This is a genomic window from Streptomyces sp. LUP47B (assembly GCF_001746295.1).
Lineage (GTDB): Bacteria > Actinomycetota > Actinomycetes > Streptomycetales > Streptomycetaceae > Streptomyces.
The window spans coordinates 52498-69366 of record NZ_MJAH01000004.1 but is presented as its reverse complement, the minus strand read 5'-3'; the positions used below and the strand labels follow the sequence as shown (position 1 = coordinate 69366).

14 protein-coding genes and 1 pseudogene are annotated in these 16869 nt (G+C 69.6%); 11 read left to right on the top strand and 4 right to left on the bottom strand.

Going from position 1 to position 16869, the window contains the following annotated elements; translation table 11 throughout:
* Positions 1-306: 306 nt before the first annotated feature.
* Positions 307-882, bottom strand: a complete 576-nt coding sequence (locus BFN33_RS13925) for an adenylosuccinate lyase (RefSeq protein WP_069760333.1) — start codon at positions 880-882, stop codon at positions 307-309.
* Between the two features lie 406 nt (positions 883-1288).
* Here BFN33_RS13925 and BFN33_RS13920 point away from each other — a divergent pair, with 406 nt between their 5' ends.
* From BFN33_RS13920 to pssA, 9 genes are all read left to right on the top strand, one after another.
* Positions 1289-3094: a 3-hydroxyacyl-CoA dehydrogenase family protein gene (locus BFN33_RS13920; RefSeq protein WP_069760332.1), complete on the top strand. Its 1806-nt coding sequence runs from the start codon at positions 1289-1291 to the stop codon at positions 3092-3094.
* Between the two features lie 142 nt (positions 3095-3236).
* A complete protein-coding gene (locus tag BFN33_RS13915) occupies positions 3237-4070 on the top strand; it encodes a TetR family transcriptional regulator (protein ID WP_256122753.1) in 834 nt (277 codons plus the stop codon).
* Between the two features lie 406 nt (positions 4071-4476).
* Positions 4477-5814 carry a crotonyl-CoA carboxylase/reductase gene (gene ccrA, locus BFN33_RS13910; protein ID WP_176742398.1) on the top strand — a complete coding sequence of 446 codons (1338 nt, stop codon included), beginning with the start codon at positions 4477-4479 and terminating at the stop codon, positions 5812-5814.
* 161 nt (positions 5815-5975) lie between these two features.
* Complete coding sequence (locus BFN33_RS13905; protein WP_079140838.1) at positions 5976-8003, top strand: protein meaA; 2028 nt, start codon at positions 5976-5978, stop codon at positions 8001-8003.
* Positions 8000-8959 (top strand): CoA ester lyase, encoded by a 960-nt coding sequence (locus BFN33_RS13900; RefSeq protein ID WP_069760329.1) that lies wholly within the window; start codon positions 8000-8002, stop codon positions 8957-8959. The genes BFN33_RS13905 and BFN33_RS13900 overlap by 4 nt, the downstream gene beginning before the upstream one ends.
* A gap of 2 nt (positions 8960-8961) precedes the next feature.
* Positions 8962-9468 (top strand): MaoC family dehydratase, encoded by a 507-nt coding sequence (locus BFN33_RS13895; protein WP_059209577.1) that lies wholly within the window; start codon positions 8962-8964, stop codon positions 9466-9468.
* A 5-nt stretch (positions 9469-9473) separates the two neighbouring features.
* Entirely contained in the window at positions 9474-10679 is a 1206-nt protein-coding gene (locus BFN33_RS13890; protein ID WP_069760328.1) for an acyl-CoA dehydrogenase family protein, read from the top strand.
* A 170-nt stretch (positions 10680-10849) separates the two neighbouring features.
* Positions 10850-11506 (top strand): phosphatidylserine decarboxylase, encoded by a 657-nt coding sequence (locus BFN33_RS13885; RefSeq protein WP_069760327.1) that lies wholly within the window; start codon positions 10850-10852, stop codon positions 11504-11506.
* 22 nt (positions 11507-11528) lie between these two features.
* Positions 11529-12347: a CDP-diacylglycerol--serine O-phosphatidyltransferase gene (gene pssA, locus BFN33_RS13880; RefSeq protein ID WP_057608271.1), complete on the top strand. Its 819-nt coding sequence runs from the start codon at positions 11529-11531 to the stop codon at positions 12345-12347.
* Between the two features lie 249 nt (positions 12348-12596).
* Here the strand turns inward: pssA and BFN33_RS13875 are convergent.
* From BFN33_RS13875 to BFN33_RS13865, 3 genes and pseudogenes are all read right to left on the bottom strand, one after another.
* A pseudogene (locus BFN33_RS13875) lies at positions 12597-12974 on the bottom strand (ABC transporter substrate-binding protein); the annotation flags it as partial.
* Positions 12975-13075: 101 nt separating this feature from the next.
* Positions 13076-14194: a glycerate kinase gene (locus BFN33_RS13870; protein WP_069760325.1), complete on the bottom strand. Its 1119-nt coding sequence runs from the start codon at positions 14192-14194 to the stop codon at positions 13076-13078.
* Between the two features lie 143 nt (positions 14195-14337).
* Entirely contained in the window at positions 14338-15246 is a 909-nt protein-coding gene (locus BFN33_RS13865) for an NAD(P)-dependent oxidoreductase (protein ID WP_069760324.1), read from the bottom strand.
* Positions 15247-15330: 84 nt separating this feature from the next.
* On the opposite strand from BFN33_RS13865, the gene BFN33_RS13860 reads away from it, so the two are divergent.
* Both BFN33_RS13860 and BFN33_RS13855 read left to right on the top strand, forming a co-directional pair.
* Positions 15331-15708 carry a helix-turn-helix domain-containing protein gene (locus BFN33_RS13860; RefSeq protein WP_069760323.1) on the top strand — a complete coding sequence of 126 codons (378 nt, stop codon included), beginning with the start codon at positions 15331-15333 and terminating at the stop codon, positions 15706-15708.
* Between the two features lie 81 nt (positions 15709-15789).
* Positions 15790-16863, top strand: a complete 1074-nt coding sequence (locus BFN33_RS13855) for an ADP-ribosylglycohydrolase family protein (protein ID WP_069760322.1) — start codon at positions 15790-15792, stop codon at positions 16861-16863.
* The last annotated feature ends 6 nt before the right edge of the window (positions 16864-16869 follow it).

Below are 16869 nucleotides of genomic sequence, written 5' to 3'. Positions count from 1 at the left end.
CGCGTCCGCACCTACGCCGCATGTACGCCCCCCGCACCGCCGCGCACAGAGCACCCACACCGACCCATCATCCTCACCCGCGTCCAGTTACCCCCGCCGCACGGCGAGGCCCCCGGCACGCACACACTGCCGGGCACAGCGCTCACCCGCGCCGATCCGGCATCCTCGCCCACGTCCACACCTCACCGCCCAGGCGCCCGCGGCCGCAACCGACGCCGGCGCCCGTGCCCGCCGCAGATGCCCGCCAACTCGCCGTCCACCACCCGGCCCCCGCGCCCGGCGCCTCCCCGCACGCCGCCGGCCGGATCACCGCTGTTTCGGGATCCGTGCCAGCGCTCGCACCGCCGCCTCCGCGAGCGCGGGATGCGCGAGGGCCTCGTTCAGTACGGGTCTGGCGCGGGTGTCCTCCAGGGTGCCCAGGCCCTCCACGCAGGCGAGCGCCACGCGGCGGTAGGGGTCGTGCGGGCGCAGCCGGCGTTCCAGCGTGGTGATCAGCGCGGGCACGGACTCGGGGGCGCGCAGCTCGGCCAGGAGCCGGACCGGGTGCAGGGCGTAGGCGACCCGCAGTTCGTTGGTGGCGAGGGCGGCGGCCGCGCGGGCCGTGCGCGGGTCGTCGAGACGGGCGAGGGCGTACGCGGCGGCGGCGCAGCGCGGCGGCTCCCGGTGGTTGAGCAGCAGGACGAGGGACTCGAAGGCCCGGCGGTCCCCGGCAAGGCCGAGCCGGAACGCGGCGAGCTCCCGGGCCCACAGCGGCTGGCCGGGCTCGGTGAGCACCCCGGCCAGCTCGTCGAGGTCCTCGGTCGCCATCAGACGGTCGTAGGCGGCCGACGCTCCCGACTCCTGCCGTAAACGCTCCGTGAGTGATCGCAACTCTTCGTCCATGAACCCGAGGTTAGGCGGCCCGCCAGGAGCGCGGGACGTACATCACAAATCCGGGGGCTGGCGCGCTCGTTACCCACCGGTTAAGCTCAGACGAGCGAGTTACCCACTCGTGGAACTCCTTGCGGTGGCCTGGTGACGCAGCCGCCGCCTGGGGGCACATCCCACGCCCTTAAGGCAGTGGGGGAAGTCGGTTCGGTACCTCGAGTACCACCAGCACGACCCGGCCTGGGACAGGGCCGGTCGGTTCCACCGTTCTCCGGGCATGTGCAATGCCCGCGACGACGGTCCGGGCGTGTGCGCTCGCAGCCCGGCAACACCCGCATTCAGCAGTTCCTCACGCACCCGGTGCGCCTTCGGCGTACCGGGTAGCGCTCCCAGTCGTCACCCTCATTTCTGGAGTTCCGCGATGGCCACTCCCCTGTCCGACCCCTCCCTGTCCCCACTCAAGACGATCGCCGTCGTCGGCCTCGGCACCATGGGCACCGGCATCGCCGAGGTCCTCGCCCGGGCCGGCCGCGAGGTCGTCGGCATCGACATCAGCGAGGCCGCGGCCGCCAAGGCCGCCGCCACCCTGGAGACCGCGACCGCCCGTGCCGTGCGGCGCGGCCGGCTGACCGAGCAGGAGCGGGCGGACCTCCTCGCCCGTGTCCGCACCTCCACCGACCTCACGGCCGCCGCCGACGCCGACCTCGTCATCGAGGTGGCTCCGGAGTCGTACGAGATCAAGCACCAGATCTTCCGCGAGCTCGACGGGATCGTGCGCCCCGACACGATCCTCGCGACCGGCACCAACGCCCTGTCCGTGACCCGCCTGGCCGCCGACTCGGCCCGCCCGGAGCGCGTGCTGGGCCTGCACTTCTTCAACCCGGCGCCCGCGATGAAGCTGGTCGAGGTCGTCTCCTCGGTGCTCACCGCGCCGACAGCGGTCACCGCGGTCACCAACCTCGCCCTGGACCTCGGCAAGGAGCCCGTCGCGGTCGGCGACCGGCCCGGCTTCGTCGCCGACGGGCTGCTGTTCGGCTACCTCAACCAGGCGGCCGCGATGTACGAGGCGAAGTACGCCTCCCGCGAGGACATCGACGCGGCGATGCGGCTCGGCTGCGGTCTGCCGATGGGCCCGCTGGCGCTGCTGGACCTGATCGGCATCGACACCGCGCGGACGGTCCTGGAGGCCATGTACGCCGAGTCCCACGACCGGCTGCACGCCCCCGCCCCGGTTCTCAAGCAGCTCAGCGAGGCGGGCCTGACCGGACGCAAGTCGGGGCGCGGGTTCTACACCTACGAGGCTCCGGGCAGCGCGACGGTCGTGCGGGACGCGCTGACGCCCCTGGAGAGCTCCGAGCGGAACCAGGGCCGCGAGGTCCGCTCCGTCGGTGTCGCCGGCTCCGGCACCATGGCGTCCGGTATCGCGGAGGTCTTCGCCAAGGCCGGTTACGAGGTGGTGCTCGCCGCCCGCAGCGAGGAGAAGGCGCAGACGGCGAAGGCCCGTATCGGCAAGTCGCTTTCCCGTTCCGTCGACAAGGGCCGGATGACCGCCGAGGCGGCCGCGCGGACCCTGGACCTGATCACCGCGGCGGGCTCGTACGAGGCGTTCGCGGACGTCGACCTGGCCGTCGAGGCCGTCGCCGAGGACCTGGAGATCAAGCAGCAGCTGTTCCAGGCGCTGGACAAGGTCTGCAAGCCGGGCGCGGTCCTGGCCACCACGACCTCCTCGCTGCCCGTGGTCGCCTGCGCCCGCGCCACCTCGCGGCCGCAGGACGTGATCGGCATGCACTTCTTCAACCCGGCGCCCGCGATGAAGCTGGTCGAGGTCGTCCGTACCGTCCTGACGGCCGAGGACGTCCACGCGACGGTCCGCGAGGTCTGCGTCAAGATCAAGAAGCATGCCGTCGACTGCGGTGACCGTGCGGGCTTCATCGTGAACGCCCTGCTCTTCCCGTACCTCAACAACGCGATCAAGATGGTGCAGGAGCACTACGCGTCCCTCGACGACATCGACGCGGCGATGAAGCTCGGCGGCGGCTACCCGATGGGCCCCTTCGAACTCCTGGACGTCGTCGGTCTGGACGTCTCGCTTGCGATCGAAAAGGTCCTGCACCGCGAGTTCCGCGACCCGGGTCTGGCCCCGGCTCCGCTCCTGGAGCATCTGGTGGCAGCAGGCTGCCTCGGCCGCAAGACCGGCCGTGGCTTCCGCGAATATGCCCGGCGCTGAGCGTCCCGGCGACTGGTTCACAGACGGTGAGGACTGGGGTGGACTGCTCGACCCGGGCAGCCATCCCCCGCTGACGGGGTCCGGCATCTGCCCGCCGGCCCCGGGTGGGACAACCCCGGGACACGCGCACCAACCTGCGCACATGCAGTACGTTCGGGTCATGTCCCAGCCCGCCAAGTCCTCCCGTACACCAGCCACGTCCGACGCGCCGGAAAGCGCCGCAGGCAGTCGTGCGGCCGCCCAGCGGCTCAAGATGCGCCGAGAACTGGCGGCCGCCGCGATGGAGCTGTTCTCCACCAAGGGGTACGAGGCAACCACGGTCGACGAGATCGCGGCCGCGGCCGGAGTCGCCCGTCGCACCTTCTTCCGTCACTTCCGCTCCAAGGAAGAGGCGATCTTCCCCGATCACGACGACACGCTGATCCGGGCGGAAGCCGTGCTGAACGCGGCCCCCGCGCACGAGCACCCGCTCGACACGGTGTGCCGCGGCATCAAGGAAGTCATGAAGATGTACGCGGCCCGGCCGGAGATCTCGGTCGCCCGCTACAAGCTGACGCGTGAGGTGCCGACGCTGCGCGAGGCGGAGATCGCGTCGGTGGCCCGCTATGAGCGGCTGTTCACGCGGTATCTGCTCGGACACTTCGACGAGCACGCGCACGACGACGACGCGAACGACGATCCGCTGCTGGCGGAGGTCGCCGCGTCCGCCGTGGTCACCGCGCACAACCACGTACTGCGGCGGTGGCTCCGGGCCGGCGGGCAGGGGGACGTGGAGGCACAGCTGGACCACGCCTTCGCGATCGTGCGGAAGACCTTCGGGACGGGGATCGGGGCGGGCCGCACCACGACCGCCCAGCCGCCGACCGCCGCGACGGTCTCCACCCAGGGTGAGGTCCTGGTCGCGGTCGCCCGCACCGACGCCCCGCTGGACGAGGTCATGCGCACCATCGAGCAGGCGCTCAAGGAGCATTCCTGACCTACGCGATCAAGGGCCGGTACCGGGAAAGCGCCGGTACCGGCCCTTTTTCGCGTCTTTCACGTGTCGCTTTGATCGATCATCGCTCATTTGTTACGTAAAGATTTCATCTGAGAGCAATCTCTGGCACTCAGTGCCTTGCACGGTGGCACGCGGTGTCTTACGTTGAAGGTGTCCGGGCGGCCGGCGTGCAGAGACCATTCGTACGCCGGCTGTCCCAGCAAATCTCCCCCAGTGCCTGAACGGCCTGGGGGGACCCCCACTTGCCCGCCCGGACGCCTGCGTCACAGGCAACCTCCCGCGCCACAAAGCGCTGCCGAACAGCATGACCGCCGAACCGACGGCACCGACGTAACCCTCAGCGTCTTCCCTCAAGACGCCATTCGCCGGAGGCAACACCGTGACCGTGAAGGAAATCCTGGACGCGATCCAGTCGCCGGACTCGACTCCGGCCGACTTCGCCGCTCTGCCGCTCCCCGAGTCGTACCGCGCCATCACCGTCCACAAGGACGAGACGGAGATGTTCGCGGGCCTGGAGACCCGCGACAAGGACCCGCGCAAGTCGATCCACCTCGACGACGTGCCGGTGCCCGAGCTGGGCCCGGGTGAGGCCCTGGTCGCCGTCATGGCATCGAGTGTCAACTACAACTCGGTGTGGACCTCGATCTTCGAACCGCTGTCGACCTTCGGGTTCCTGGAGCGCTACGGCCGCACCAACGACCTGGCCAAGCGGCACGACCTGCCGTACCACATCATCGGCTCCGACCTCGCGGGCGTCGTCCTGCGCACCGGCCCGGGCGTCAATGCCTGGAAGCCCGGCGACGAGGTCGTCGCACACTGTCTCTCGGTCGAGATGGAGTCCTCGGACGGCCACAACGACACGATGCTCGACCCCGAGCAGCGCATCTGGGGTTTCGAGACCAACTTCGGCGGCCTCGCGGAGATCGCGCTGGTCAAGTCCAACCAGCTGATGCCGAAGCCGGGCCACCTCAGCTGGGAGGAGGCCGCCGCCCCGGGGCTCGTGAACTCCACCGCCTACCGGCAGCTCGTCTCCCGCAACGGCGCCGGCATGAAGCAGGGCGACAACGTCCTGATCTGGGGCGCGAGCGGCGGGCTCGGCTCGTACGCCACGCAGTTCGCGCTGGCCGGTGGCGCCAACCCGATCTGTGTCGTGTCCTCGCCGCAGAAGGCGGAGATCTGCCGGGCGATGGGCGCCGAGGCGATCATCGACCGCAACGCCGAGGACTACAAGTTCTGGAAGGACGAGCACACCCAGGACCCGAAGGAGTGGAAGCGCTTCGGCAAGCGGATCCGCGAACTCACCGGCGGCGAGGACATCGACATCGTCTTCGAGCACCCCGGCCGCGAGACCTTCGGCGCGAGCGTCTTCGTCACCCGCAAGGGCGGCACCATCACCACCTGCGCGTCGACCTCGGGCTACATGCACGAGTACGACAACCGCTACCTGTGGATGTCCCTGAAGCGGATCATCGGCTCGCACTTCGCCAACTACCGCGAGGCCTGGGAGGCCAACCGGCTCATCGCGAAGGGCAAGATCCACCCGACGCTGTCGAAGGTCTACTCCCTGGAGGAGACCGGCCAGGCGGCCTACGACGTGCACCGCAACCTCCACCAGGGCAAGGTCGGCGTGCTGTGCCTGGCCCCCGAGGCAGGTCTCGGCGTGCGCGACGAGGAGATGCGCGCCCAGCACATCGACGCCATCAACCGCTTCCGCAACATCTGAGACACCCGGGGTCATAGATGACTGAGCGTCAGTTCGCCGAAGGCAAGCGGGAGCCCACGCCGGAGGCGCAGTGCGCGCCGGTGTCGAAAGAGACGAAGCCGAGGGAGCGAAGCGACCGCGGGCTGAGGAACGTCGACACCGGCACAGAGCGCACTGCGCCTCTGGCGCAAAGGGAAAGGGACCGGCCGTGGCTCATGCGCACGTACGCCGGCCACTCCACGGCCGAGGCGTCAAACGAGCTGTACCGGCGCAACCTCGCCAAGGGGCAGACCGGCCTGTCGGTCGCGTTCGACCTGCCGACGCAGACCGGCTACGACTCCGACCACATCCTCGCCCGCGGCGAGGTCGGCCGGGTCGGCGTGCCGATCGCGCACCTCGGTGACATGCGCCGGCTGTTCCAGGACATCCCCCTGGAGCAGATGAACACCTCGATGACGATCAACGCCACCGCCATGTGGCTGCTGGCGCTCTACCAGGTCGTCGCCGAGGAGCAGGGCGCGGACATCACCCAGCTCCAGGGCACGACCCAGAACGACATCGTCAAGGAGTACCTGTCCCGCGGAACGCATGTCTTCCCGCCGGGGCCGAGCCTCCGTCTGACGACCGACATGATCGCGTACACGGTCTCCCACATCCCGAAGTGGAACCCGATCAACATCTGCAGCTACCACCTGCAGGAGGCGGGCGCCACGCCGGTCCAGGAGATCGCGTACGCGATGTCGACGGCGATCGCGGTCCTGGACGCCGTCCGGGACTCCGGCCAGGTGCCGCAGGAGCGCATGGGCGATGTCGTCGGCCGTATCTCCTTCTTCGTGAACGCGGGTGTCCGGTTCATCGAGGAGATGTGCAAGATGCGCGCCTTCGGCCGTATCTGGGACAAGGTCACGCGTGAGCGCTACGGCATCGAGAACCCCAAGCACCGGCGCTTCCGGTACGGCGTCCAGGTCAACTCCCTCGGGCTGACCGAGGCGCAGCCGGAGAACAACGTCCAGCGGATCGTCCTCGAGATGCTGGCCGTGACCCTCTCGAAGGACGCACGCGCGCGTGCCGTCCAGCTGCCGGCCTGGAACGAGGCCCTCGGTCTGCCCCGGCCCTGGGACCAGCAGTGGTCGCTGCGGATGCAGCAGGTGCTGGCGTACGAGAGCGACCTGCTGGAGTACGCGGACATCTTCGAGGGCTCCCACGTCGTCGAGGCGAAGGTGAGCACGCTGGTCGAGGAGTCACTCGCGGAGATCGAGCGGATCCAGGAGATGGGCGGCGCGATGGCCGCCGTCGAGTCGGGCTATCTGAAGTCGCAGCTCGTCTCCTCGCACGCCGAGCGCCGGGCCCGTATCGAGTCCGGGCAGGAGAAGATCATCGGCGTCAACATCTTCGAGACGACCGAGCCGAACCCGCTGACGGCCGACCTGGACACCGCGATCCAGACGGTGGACCCGGCCGTCGAGGCCCGGGTGATCTCGGGGCTCCAGCACTGGCGCGACACCCGCTACCAGCCGCCCTTCAACCACCCGCGTCCCTGCAAGGCGCTGGAAAGGCTGAAGGAGGCCGCCAAGGGCACCGCCAACCTCATGGAGGCCACCCTGGAGTGCGCCCGCGCCGGGGTCACGACCGGCGAGTGGGCGGGGGCGCTGCGCGAGGTGTTCGGCGAGTTCCGCGCCCCGACCGGCGTGTCGTCGGCGCCGGTGGCGGTCCCGGCGGAGGAGGGCTCGGCCATGGCCGACGTCCGCCGCAGGGTCGACCTGACCGCGAAGGACATGGGCGTCGGAAAGCTGCGCTTCCTGGTCGGCAAGCCGGGCCTGGACGGGCACTCCAACGGCGCCGAGCAGATAGCCGTACGCGCGCGGGACGCCGGCTTCGAGGTGGTGTACCAGGGCATCCGGCTCACCCCCGAGCAGATCGTGGACGCGGCCCTGGCCGAGGACGTGCACGCGGTCGGCCTGTCCATCCTGTCCGGCTCGCACGCGCAGCTGGTACCGGACGTGCTCGAACGGCTGCATGTGGCAGGCGCCACAGATGTACCTGTCATCGCCGGTGGGATCATCCCCAATGGAGACGCCGAGCAATTGCGGGCAGCCGGAGTGGCCGCTGTCTTCACCCCGAAGGACTTCGACATCACCGGAATCATCGGCCGCATCGTCGACGAGATCCGGAAAGCGAACAAGCTCGACCCCCTGGAGGTCCCCGCATGACCGTCAACCGTCTGCGTCCCCGCCGCTCGTGTCTCGCGGTGCCGGGAAGCAATCCCCGCTTCCTGGAGAAGGCGCAGGGCCTCCCGGCGGACCAGGTCTTCCTCGACCTGGAGGACGCGTGCGCTCCGCTCGCCAAGCCCGAGGCGCGGCACACCATCGTCAAGTTCCTCAACGAGGGCGACTGGACCGGTAAGACGAGGGTCGTGCGCGTCAACGACTGGACGACCGAGTGGACGTACCGCGATGTCGTCACGGTCGTCGAGGGTGCCGGCCAGAACCTCGACTGCATCATGCTGCCGAAGGTGCAGACCGCCGAGCAGGTCGTCGCGCTCGACCTCCTGCTGACCCAGATCGAGAAGACGATGGGCTTCGAGGTCGGCAAGATCGGCATCGAGGCGCAGATCGAGAACGCGCAGGGCCTCAACAACGTCAACGAGATCGCGACGGCGTCCCAGCGCGTCGAGACCATCATCTTCGGCCCGGCCGACTTCATGGCGTCGATCAACATGAAGTCGCTGGTCGTGGGCGAGCAGCCGCCCGGCTACCCGGCGGACGCCTACCACTACATCCTGATGAAGATCCTGATGGCCGCCCGCGCCAACAACCTCCAGGCGATCGACGGCCCCTACCTGCAGATCCGCAACGTCGACGGCTACCGCGAGGTCGCCCAGCGCGCCGCGGCCCTCGGCTTCGACGGCAAGTGGGTGCTGCACCCGGGCCAGGTGGAGGCCTCCAACGAGATCTTCTCGCCCTCGCAGGAGGACTACGACCACGCCGAGCTGATCCTGGACGCGTACGAGTACTTCACGTCCGAGGCCGGCGGCAAGAAGGGCTCGGCGATGATCGGCGACGAGATGATCGACGAGGCCAGCCGCAAGATGGCGCTGGTCATCTCCGGCAAGGGCCGTGCGGCCGGCATGCAGCGCACCAGCAAGTTCGAGATCCCGGAGGCGTAGGCATGCAGTTCGGACGCACCTACGAGGAGTTCGAGGTCGGGGCGGTCTACAAGCACTGGCCCGGAAAGACGGTCACGGAGTACGACGACCATCTCTTCTGTCTCCTGACCATGAATCACCACCCGCTCCACATGGACAGCAATTACGCGGAGAAGACGACCGACTTCGGCAAGAACGTCGTGGTCGGGAACTACATCTACTCCTTGCTGCTCGGCATGTCCGTGCCGGACGTCTCCGGCAAGGCGATCGCCAACCTGGAGATCGAGTCGCTCAGGCACGTGGCGCCGACCTTCCACGGCGACACGATCTACGGCGAGACGACCGTGCTCGACAAGTGGCCGTCCAAGTCGAAGAACGACCGCGGGATCGTCTACGTCGAGACCAAGGGCTACAAGCAGGACGGCACGCTGGTCTGCGTGTTCCGCCGCAAGGTCATGGTGCCGACGGAGACGTACATCAAGGAGCGCGGCGGCGAACAGCCCGGCCGCCCGGAACTTCAGGAGGGCTGACCCCCATGGCACGCCTCGCCCAGACCGCCGGACTGACCGACATCCAGCAGGAGATCCTCTCCACCGTCCGCGACTTCGTGGACAAGGAGATCATCCCGGTCGCGACCGGACTGGAGCACCGCGACGAGTACCCGCAGCAGATCGTCGACGGCCTCAAGGAGTTGGGCCTGTTCGGGCTGATGATCCCCGAGGAGTACGGCGGTCTGGGCGAGTCCCTCCTGACGTACGCGCTGTGTGTGGAGGAGATCGCCCGCGGCTGGATGTCGGTCTCCGGCATCATCAACACCCACTTCATCGTGGCGTACATGCTCAAGCAGCACGGCACGCAGGAGCAGAAGGACCACTTCCTGCCGCGCATGGCGGCCGGTGACATCCGGGGTGCCTTCTCGATGTCGGAGCCTGCGCTCGGCTCGGACGTGTCGGCCATCACCTCCAAGGCGGTCAAGGACGGCGACGAGTACGTCCTGAACGGCCAGAAGATGTGGCTGACGAACGGCGGAACGTCAAGTCTGGTCGCCGTTCTCGTCCGAAGTGACGAAGGACACCCCGAGGGCACGGCGCCCCACAAGTCGATGACGACCTTCCTGATCGAGAAGGAGCCCGGCTTCGGAGAGGTCCGTCCCGGCCTCACCATCCCCGGGAAGATCGACAAGATGGGCTACAAGGGTGTCGACACCACCGAGCTGATCATGGATGGCCTGCGACTTCCGGCCGATCGGGTGCTCGGCGGGGCCACCGGCCGAGGTTTTTACCAAATGATGGACGGAGTCGAGGTGGGCCGCGTCAATGTGGCGGCACGTGGCTGCGGCGTCGCTCAGCGTGCCTTCGAGCTGGGCGTCTCGTACGCCCAGCAGCGGCACACTTTCGGCAAGCCGATCGCTCAGCACCAGGCGATTCAGTTCAAGCTGGCCGAGATGGCTACCAAGGTCGAGGCCGCGCATGCGATGATGGTCAACGCGGCACGCAAAAAGGACTCCGGTGAGCGAAACGACCTTGAGGCAGGGATGGCGAAGTACCTCGCCTCCGAATACTGCAAGGAGGTCGTGGAGGATGCATTCCGGATCCACGGCGGCTACGGCTTCTCCAAGGAGTACGAGATCGAGCGCCTCTACCGTGAGGCTCCGATGCTGCTGATCGGTGAAGGTACCGCCGAGATCCAGAAAATGATCATCGGTCGCAGGCTGCTCGAGGAGTATCGGTTCCAGGGCTAGATGTCCGGATACGGGGTGTTTTCTTGGAGAAGAAGATCACACCCCGTCAAGTCGGTTCAGCCGCCGACTCGGCTTCCTGGCTTGCCCAGTTGTGGCCCGCGACCGGTACGATCCCGGAAAGCCGCCGTCCCCCGTCTAGTGCGCGGCATCATCCGCTACGAAGGTCATCCATGCCCCACAGCCAAACCTCTGCACCTCGCGACAGCCTGGCAGGCGTACGCCTCGCGCGCGGAGCATCGCCGTGGCTCCTGCCGACCGTCGCCACCGCAGCACTGAGCCTGGTACGCGCGCGCAAGTCCGGCGCCGCCAAGGCCGTCGCCGTGCCCGCCACCGCGCTGGCGGCGGGCATGCTGTGGTTCTTCCGCGACCCCGAGCGCGAGATCACCCCGGGCCGGGTCATCTCGCCCGCCGACGGTGTGGTGCAGAGCATCATGCCGTGGAAGGACGGTCGCACCCGGGTCGCGATCTTCATGAGCCCGCTCAACGTCCACGTCAACCGCGCGCCGCTCTCCGGCTCGGTGACCTCGGTCGAGCACATCCCCGGTGGGTTCGTTCCAGCTTTCAACAAGGAGAGCGAGAACAACGAGCGCGTCGTCTGGCACTTCGACACCGAGCTCGGTGACATCGAGATGATCCAGATCGCCGGCGCGGTGGCCCGTCGCATCGTCCCCTACATCCCGCAGGGCACGAAGGTCGAGCAGGGTGACCGGATCGGTCTGATCCGCTTCGGCTCGCGCGTCGACATCTACCTGCCGGAGGGCGTGGAGGTCGCGGTCGAGGTCGGCGAGAAGACGGTGGCTGGGGTGACTCGCATTGACCGTGATTGATCCTGAGACCCAGGCGGGCTGGGTGCCCGAGGCCGACGAGGTCGACGACGAGGAGGAGATGCCTCTTTCTCTCCGCCTCTCAATAGCGGACACCCTCACCCTCGGCAACGCCACCTGCGGCTTCATGGCGGTGTACTTCACCACCACCGGCATCCTGATCCCGCACCTGACCGACAGCCAGGAGACCGGCATGGCGCGCAACAGCGCGGCCACCGCGGTCATCCTGATGCTGTGCGCTGCGGTCTTCGACCTGTTCGACGGCCTGGTGGCGCGCAAGTTGCGTTCGTCGCCGATGGGCGCCGAGCTGGACAACCTCTCGGACCTGATCAGCTTCGGTCTCGCACCGGCGTACTTCGTCCTCGTCTACGGCATGGTGGCCGACGACGCGTCCCAGCGGGTGGCGGCGGTGGGTGCCGTCGTGGTGCTGCTGGCGGTGGTGCTGAGGCTCGCGAGATTCTCCTGTGTGACGGTGAAGGACGGCACCTTCCAGGGCATGCCCTCGCCGTTCGGCGCGCTGACAGTGGTCTCGATCGTCCTGCTGGAGCTCCCCTTCGTGGCGACGCTCCTGGCGATCCTGGGCACCGCCTGGCTGATGGTGAGCCGGGTCGAGTACCCGAAGCCGCGGGGCCGCCTCGCGGTCGCGATGCTCTCGTGGATCGTCCTGGGGATGGGTCTCCTCGCGGCCTGGGCGTTCGGCGCCCCGGGCGGCCAGCTCCTCCTCCAGACGGGCTGCGCCCTCCAGCTGGTCATGGGTGCGGTGATCCCCCTGTTCGCCACGGCCCGCCGGGTGAACAACTTCCGCGGCAACCGGCGCGAGGCCCGCGCGGCCCAGCTGCCGTAGGCTCCGCCGCAGCGCTTCCGAGGGGCCCGAACCGTTGACGGTTCGGGCCCCTCACCGTTACGGCCACCGGACCGCCGACTGCGTGTGCCCACGAGCCACACCCATCCCGCCCCGCGGTCCGCAGACGGCGGAGTCGGCGACCAGGAGCCGCCGCGCCGCGAGGAGTGGGGTCGAACGCTCGCCGGTGCCGGCCCACCCGGGCCGACCGCGACCTGTACGGGGCTGGGCCCGGGCTTTCCGGCCCGCTCCTCACGCCCCCGGCGTGTACGCCTGCGCCGCCTCGGACGCCCCCGCCTCCCGTACGACCTTCATGCCGCCCGTCACGCTCTTGTCCGGCTGGAGGATCACGCTCTCGCGGGAGGACGGGGCCATGGGGTCGGTGAAGTTCTGGGCGACGCCGAAGCCGACGTCGTAGGAGTCGATCGACAACAGGGCCTTGTCGACGCCCTCCCTGGTGAGGTCCTTGTACGCGCAGGCCTTCTTCAGCGCCTCGCCGAAGGCCGACACGGCGGTCCAGCCGGCGACGATGCCGTTGTCCAGGGCGTCGTCCGGATAGGCGGCCCGGTAGTCGGCCACGAGCTTCTTCGCCTCCGGGGTGTCCGCGCCGATGGGGAGCGAGGGCGAGGCCGACGCAGGCCGTTCGGCGGACATGAGCCTCGCCCCAGGAGGTCTGCGGCCCGGCCGGAGCACCCGGTCGGCCCATACGGCGGCCCGGCTCAGGGAGCCGCTCAGACCAGGAAGTCGCGGCCGATCCGTTCCGCCACGTCCTCCAGGATCGGGCCCGCCTCGGTGATGCACCGCTGGATGTCGGGCTCGGCGTCGGTGAGCGGATAGACACGGCGGATGCCCGCCCGGCCGAGGGCCTCCGGGGGCAGCGCGAGGCGGCCGCACACGGCGACGACCTCCTTGCCCTTGGCGCGGGCCGCCGCGGCGACGCCCGCCGGGGCCTTGCCGTGCAGGGTCTGCTCGTCGAGGGAGCCCTCGCCGGTGATCACCAGGTCCGCCCACTCCAGCGCGGGCGCGAAGCCCAGGACGTCCAGCATGACCTCGATGCCGGGGCGGAACCGGGCACCGAGGAGGAGGGCGCCGTAGCCGATGCCGCCGGCCGCGCCCGCACCCGGCGAGGCGGCGTACCCGGCGGCCTTCGCGCCGACGGCCTCCTCCAGCAGCTTCGCGTAGTGGGCGAGGGCGCTGTCGAGTGCCTCGACGTCGTCCGGGGAGGCGCCCTTCTGCGGGCCGTAGACCGCGGGGGCACCCTTGGGGCCGGTCAGCGGGTTGTCGACGTCGCTGGCCAGGATGAACTCGACGGACGCGAACCGCGGATCCAGGCCCGACAGGTCGGCCGAGGCGATGTCGGCGAGGCCTCCGCCGCCGGGGGCCACGGGCTCGCCGTCGGCGTCCAGGAAGCGGGCGCCCAGCGCGGAGAGCATGCCGGCACCGCCGTCGGTGGTGGCGCTGCCGCCGACCCCGAACACGATCGTGCGGGCGCCGGCGTCCAGCGCGGCGCGCAGGAGCTCTCCGGAGCCGTACGTCGACGCGGTGAGCGGGGCGAAGACGCCTGCCGGCAGCCGCTGCAGGCCGCTGGCCTCGGCCATCTCCACGACGGCGGTGTCCCCGCGGACCGCGAAGGCGGCGGTGATCTCCTGCCCGAGGGGTCCGGCGACCGGCACTTCCCGGCGCTCGAAACCGGCCGCGACGGCCGCGGCGACGGTCCCGTCACCGCCGTCGGCGACGGGCAGCGCCTCGATCTCCAGGCTCGGCACGACCCGGCGCAGCCCGGCCGTCACCCGCTCGGCGACCTGCACGGCCGTGAGCGAGCCCTTGAACTTGTCCGCGGCGATGAGCACGCGCTGTGTCACGTTTTCCCCTTGCTCTCCGGGCCTCGCGCATGTCAAGGCCAGTCGCGCCGCTGCGACCTTAACCGGAGACGCCCCCCGACGTCATGCACCGCCCGGTCCCTGAGAAGGGGGCTCGTCGGTGCCGCGTCCGGTCAGCGCGACTCGCGGATGCTGTCGATGACGCGGGTCCAGTTGTCGCTGCCGTGTCCGTTCTCGATCGCGCGTCGGTAATGGGCCTGCACGGCCAGCGGGAGCGCGAGGTCGAGGCCGAGTGCCCTGCTGGTCTCCACGATGTGGTCGGACGTCGCGCCCATCATGGTGACCGTGCTGAGGTCACCGGGATGCTCACCGGCGTCCAGCGCGGCACCGGGGGTCTCCTCCCCGGCCCTCAGGATGGCGCCGATCGTGTCGGTGAAGGTGAGCAGCTCCGGCAGGGCTTCCGTGGCCTTCATTCCCGCGGTGCCCAGCATCGCGGTGGCGTGCATCAGCGCGGACAGGGTGGTGAGGAAGACCGCCAGCTGCGCTTGGTACATCATCTGGGCCAGGCCCGGATCCTCGCCCAGATACCTGGGCGTGCCGAGCGTTTCCAGCCTCGCCCGATGGTGCTCCATCACCTCGCCGGGGCCGCTGTAGTAGACATGGGCCGCCTCCGTGCCGACCATCGGCGCCGGGACCATGACACCACCGGTGAGGAAGGCGGCGCCGTGGCCCGCCGCCCAGGTCGCCGCCTCGCGTGTGCGGTCGGGCGTGTCCGAGCTCAGGTTGACCAGCGTCCGGCCGGCGAGTGACGCGGTGGAGCCGTCGAGGATGTCGTACATCGCCCGGTAGTCGGTGAGGCTGAGGATCACGAGGTCACTGGCTTCGACGGCCTCGCCGGGTGTCGCCGCGCGCGTCGCTCCCTCGGCGACGACGCCGTCGGCCCGGCCGGCGGTGCGGTTCCAGACGGTGACCGGGCGGCCGGCGGTGAGGAGAGTGCGGGTCATCGCCCGGCCCATCGGGCCGAGCCCGATCACGGTGACCGCGCTGCCCTGCGTGCTGGTGGGGATCTGGTGTCCGTTCACTCCTCCATGCTGGAAGCACGCCCCGCAGCACGGAAGTACCCACTATTTTCTGCGGTACTTACCTTTTAGTAAGGGGGGTCAGTGATGGCCAAGGGACCGAGGCGCGGGCCGTACATCTGCGGCATCGACGCCGCGCTGGACGTGGTGAGCGGGAAGTGGAAGGGGCTCATCCTCTGGGAACTCGACACTCATGGCATACGCCGCTTCGCCGAACTCCGCCGCGGTCTGCCCGGAGTGAGCGAGAAGATGCTGACCCAGCATCTGCGGGAGATGGAGGCGGACGGACTCGTCCACCGGGAGGTCTACGCGGAGGTGCCACCGCGGGTGGAGTACTCCCTGACCGAGGACGGGCACACGCTCCATCAGGCGCTCGGGCCACTCAGCGTCTGGGGGACCGAACGGACGTGCCGCGAAGGCCTCGAGAAGGTCGCCGTGCCCGAGACCTCGCCCAGCAGGGCATGAACCGGTCCCGCGGCCGGAGCGACGACACCACCACCTCGGCGGGGGACTGTGCGGCTCTCCGGAATCGGGTACACCGGAGCTATGACCCCTGTGGGCACCGAACCAGAGCTGGCCGACCGCATCCTCGGGGGCTGGCTCGGCCGGATCGCGGGCAACATGCTCGGCAAGCCGGTCGAGCAGGGCGACCTGTGGACGCGGGACCGGATCGACCGCTATCTCCGGCAGGCCGCCGCCCTGCCCCTGACCGACTACCTTCCCGAACCCGTCGGCGAGAGCGACGGTTTCGAACTGCGGCCCGAGTGGCGTGAGTGTGTGCGCGGCCGCATCCATGGCAGCTGCCGTGACGACGACGTCGACTACGCCATCCTCGGCCTCGACCTCCTGGAGACCCACGGCTTCGGCTTCAGCACCGAACAGGTGGGCGACCTGTGGCTGCTGAGGCTGCCGTATCTGCAGACGTTCACCGCGGAGCGGGCCGCCTATCGCAACCTCGCCAACGGGCTGAAACCGCCGCTGACGGCGACGTACGACAACCCCTGCCAGGAGTGGATCGGCGCCCTCATTCGTGCCGACATCTACGGCTGGACCTGCCCCGGCGACCCACGTCGGGCAGCGTCCCTGGCCCGCCGGGACGCGGTGCTCTCGCACACCGGCAACGGCGTGTACGGGGCGATGTGGGCGGCGGCGCTGATCTCGGCGGCGTTCACGGTCGACACCGTGCGGCAGGCCGTGGACCAGGCGCTCGCGGTGATCCCCGCGAGCAGCCGCCTCGCGCGCACGGTACGCCGGGTGGCGTCCCTGCACGACACCCGGATGACCTGGGAGGACACCCTGACGACGGTCTCGGAGGAGACCGCCGGGCTCGGCTGGATCCACACCATCCCGAACGCGGCCGTCCTGACCGCCGGACTGCTCTACGGCGACGGCGACTTCACCCGCACCATCACGCTCACCGTCCGGGGCGGTCTGGACACCGACTCGAACGGAGCCACGGCCGGTTCGGTGGCCGGGGTGCTCACGGGCGCGGACGCGATCCCGGACCAGTGGAAGGAGCCGCTGGAGGACCGGGTGCGCAGCGCGGTGTTCGGGTTCGACGGGGTGCACATCAGCGAACTGGCGGAGCGGACCCTGCGGTTGGCGGGGGCCACCGGCTGAGCCGGC

Excerpts from the sequence above, each read along its gene's own strand:
- BFN33_RS13915 (WP_256122753.1), top strand. The coding sequence starts at position 3,237 with ATGCAGTACGTTCGGGTCATGTCCCAGCCCGCCAAGTCCTCCCGTACA.
- BFN33_RS13920 (WP_069760332.1), top strand. The coding sequence starts at position 1,289 with ATGGCCACTCCCCTGTCCGACCCCTCCCTGTCCCCACTCAAGACGATC.
- BFN33_RS13855 (WP_069760322.1), top strand. The coding sequence starts at position 15,790 with ATGACCCCTGTGGGCACCGAACCAGAGCTGGCCGACCGCATCCTCGGG.
- BFN33_RS13860 (WP_069760323.1), top strand. The coding sequence starts at position 15,331 with ATGGCCAAGGGACCGAGGCGCGGGCCGTACATCTGCGGCATCGACGCC.
- BFN33_RS13890 (WP_069760328.1), top strand. The coding sequence starts at position 9,474 with ATGGCACGCCTCGCCCAGACCGCCGGACTGACCGACATCCAGCAGGAG.
- BFN33_RS13925 (WP_069760333.1), bottom strand. The coding sequence starts at position 882 with ATGGACGAAGAGTTGCGATCACTCACGGAGCGTTTACGGCAGGAGTCG.
- BFN33_RS13900 (WP_069760329.1), top strand. The coding sequence starts at position 8,000 with ATGACCGTCAACCGTCTGCGTCCCCGCCGCTCGTGTCTCGCGGTGCCG.
- BFN33_RS13895 (WP_059209577.1), top strand. The coding sequence starts at position 8,962 with ATGCAGTTCGGACGCACCTACGAGGAGTTCGAGGTCGGGGCGGTCTAC.
- BFN33_RS13885 (WP_069760327.1), top strand. The coding sequence starts at position 10,850 with ATGCCCCACAGCCAAACCTCTGCACCTCGCGACAGCCTGGCAGGCGTA.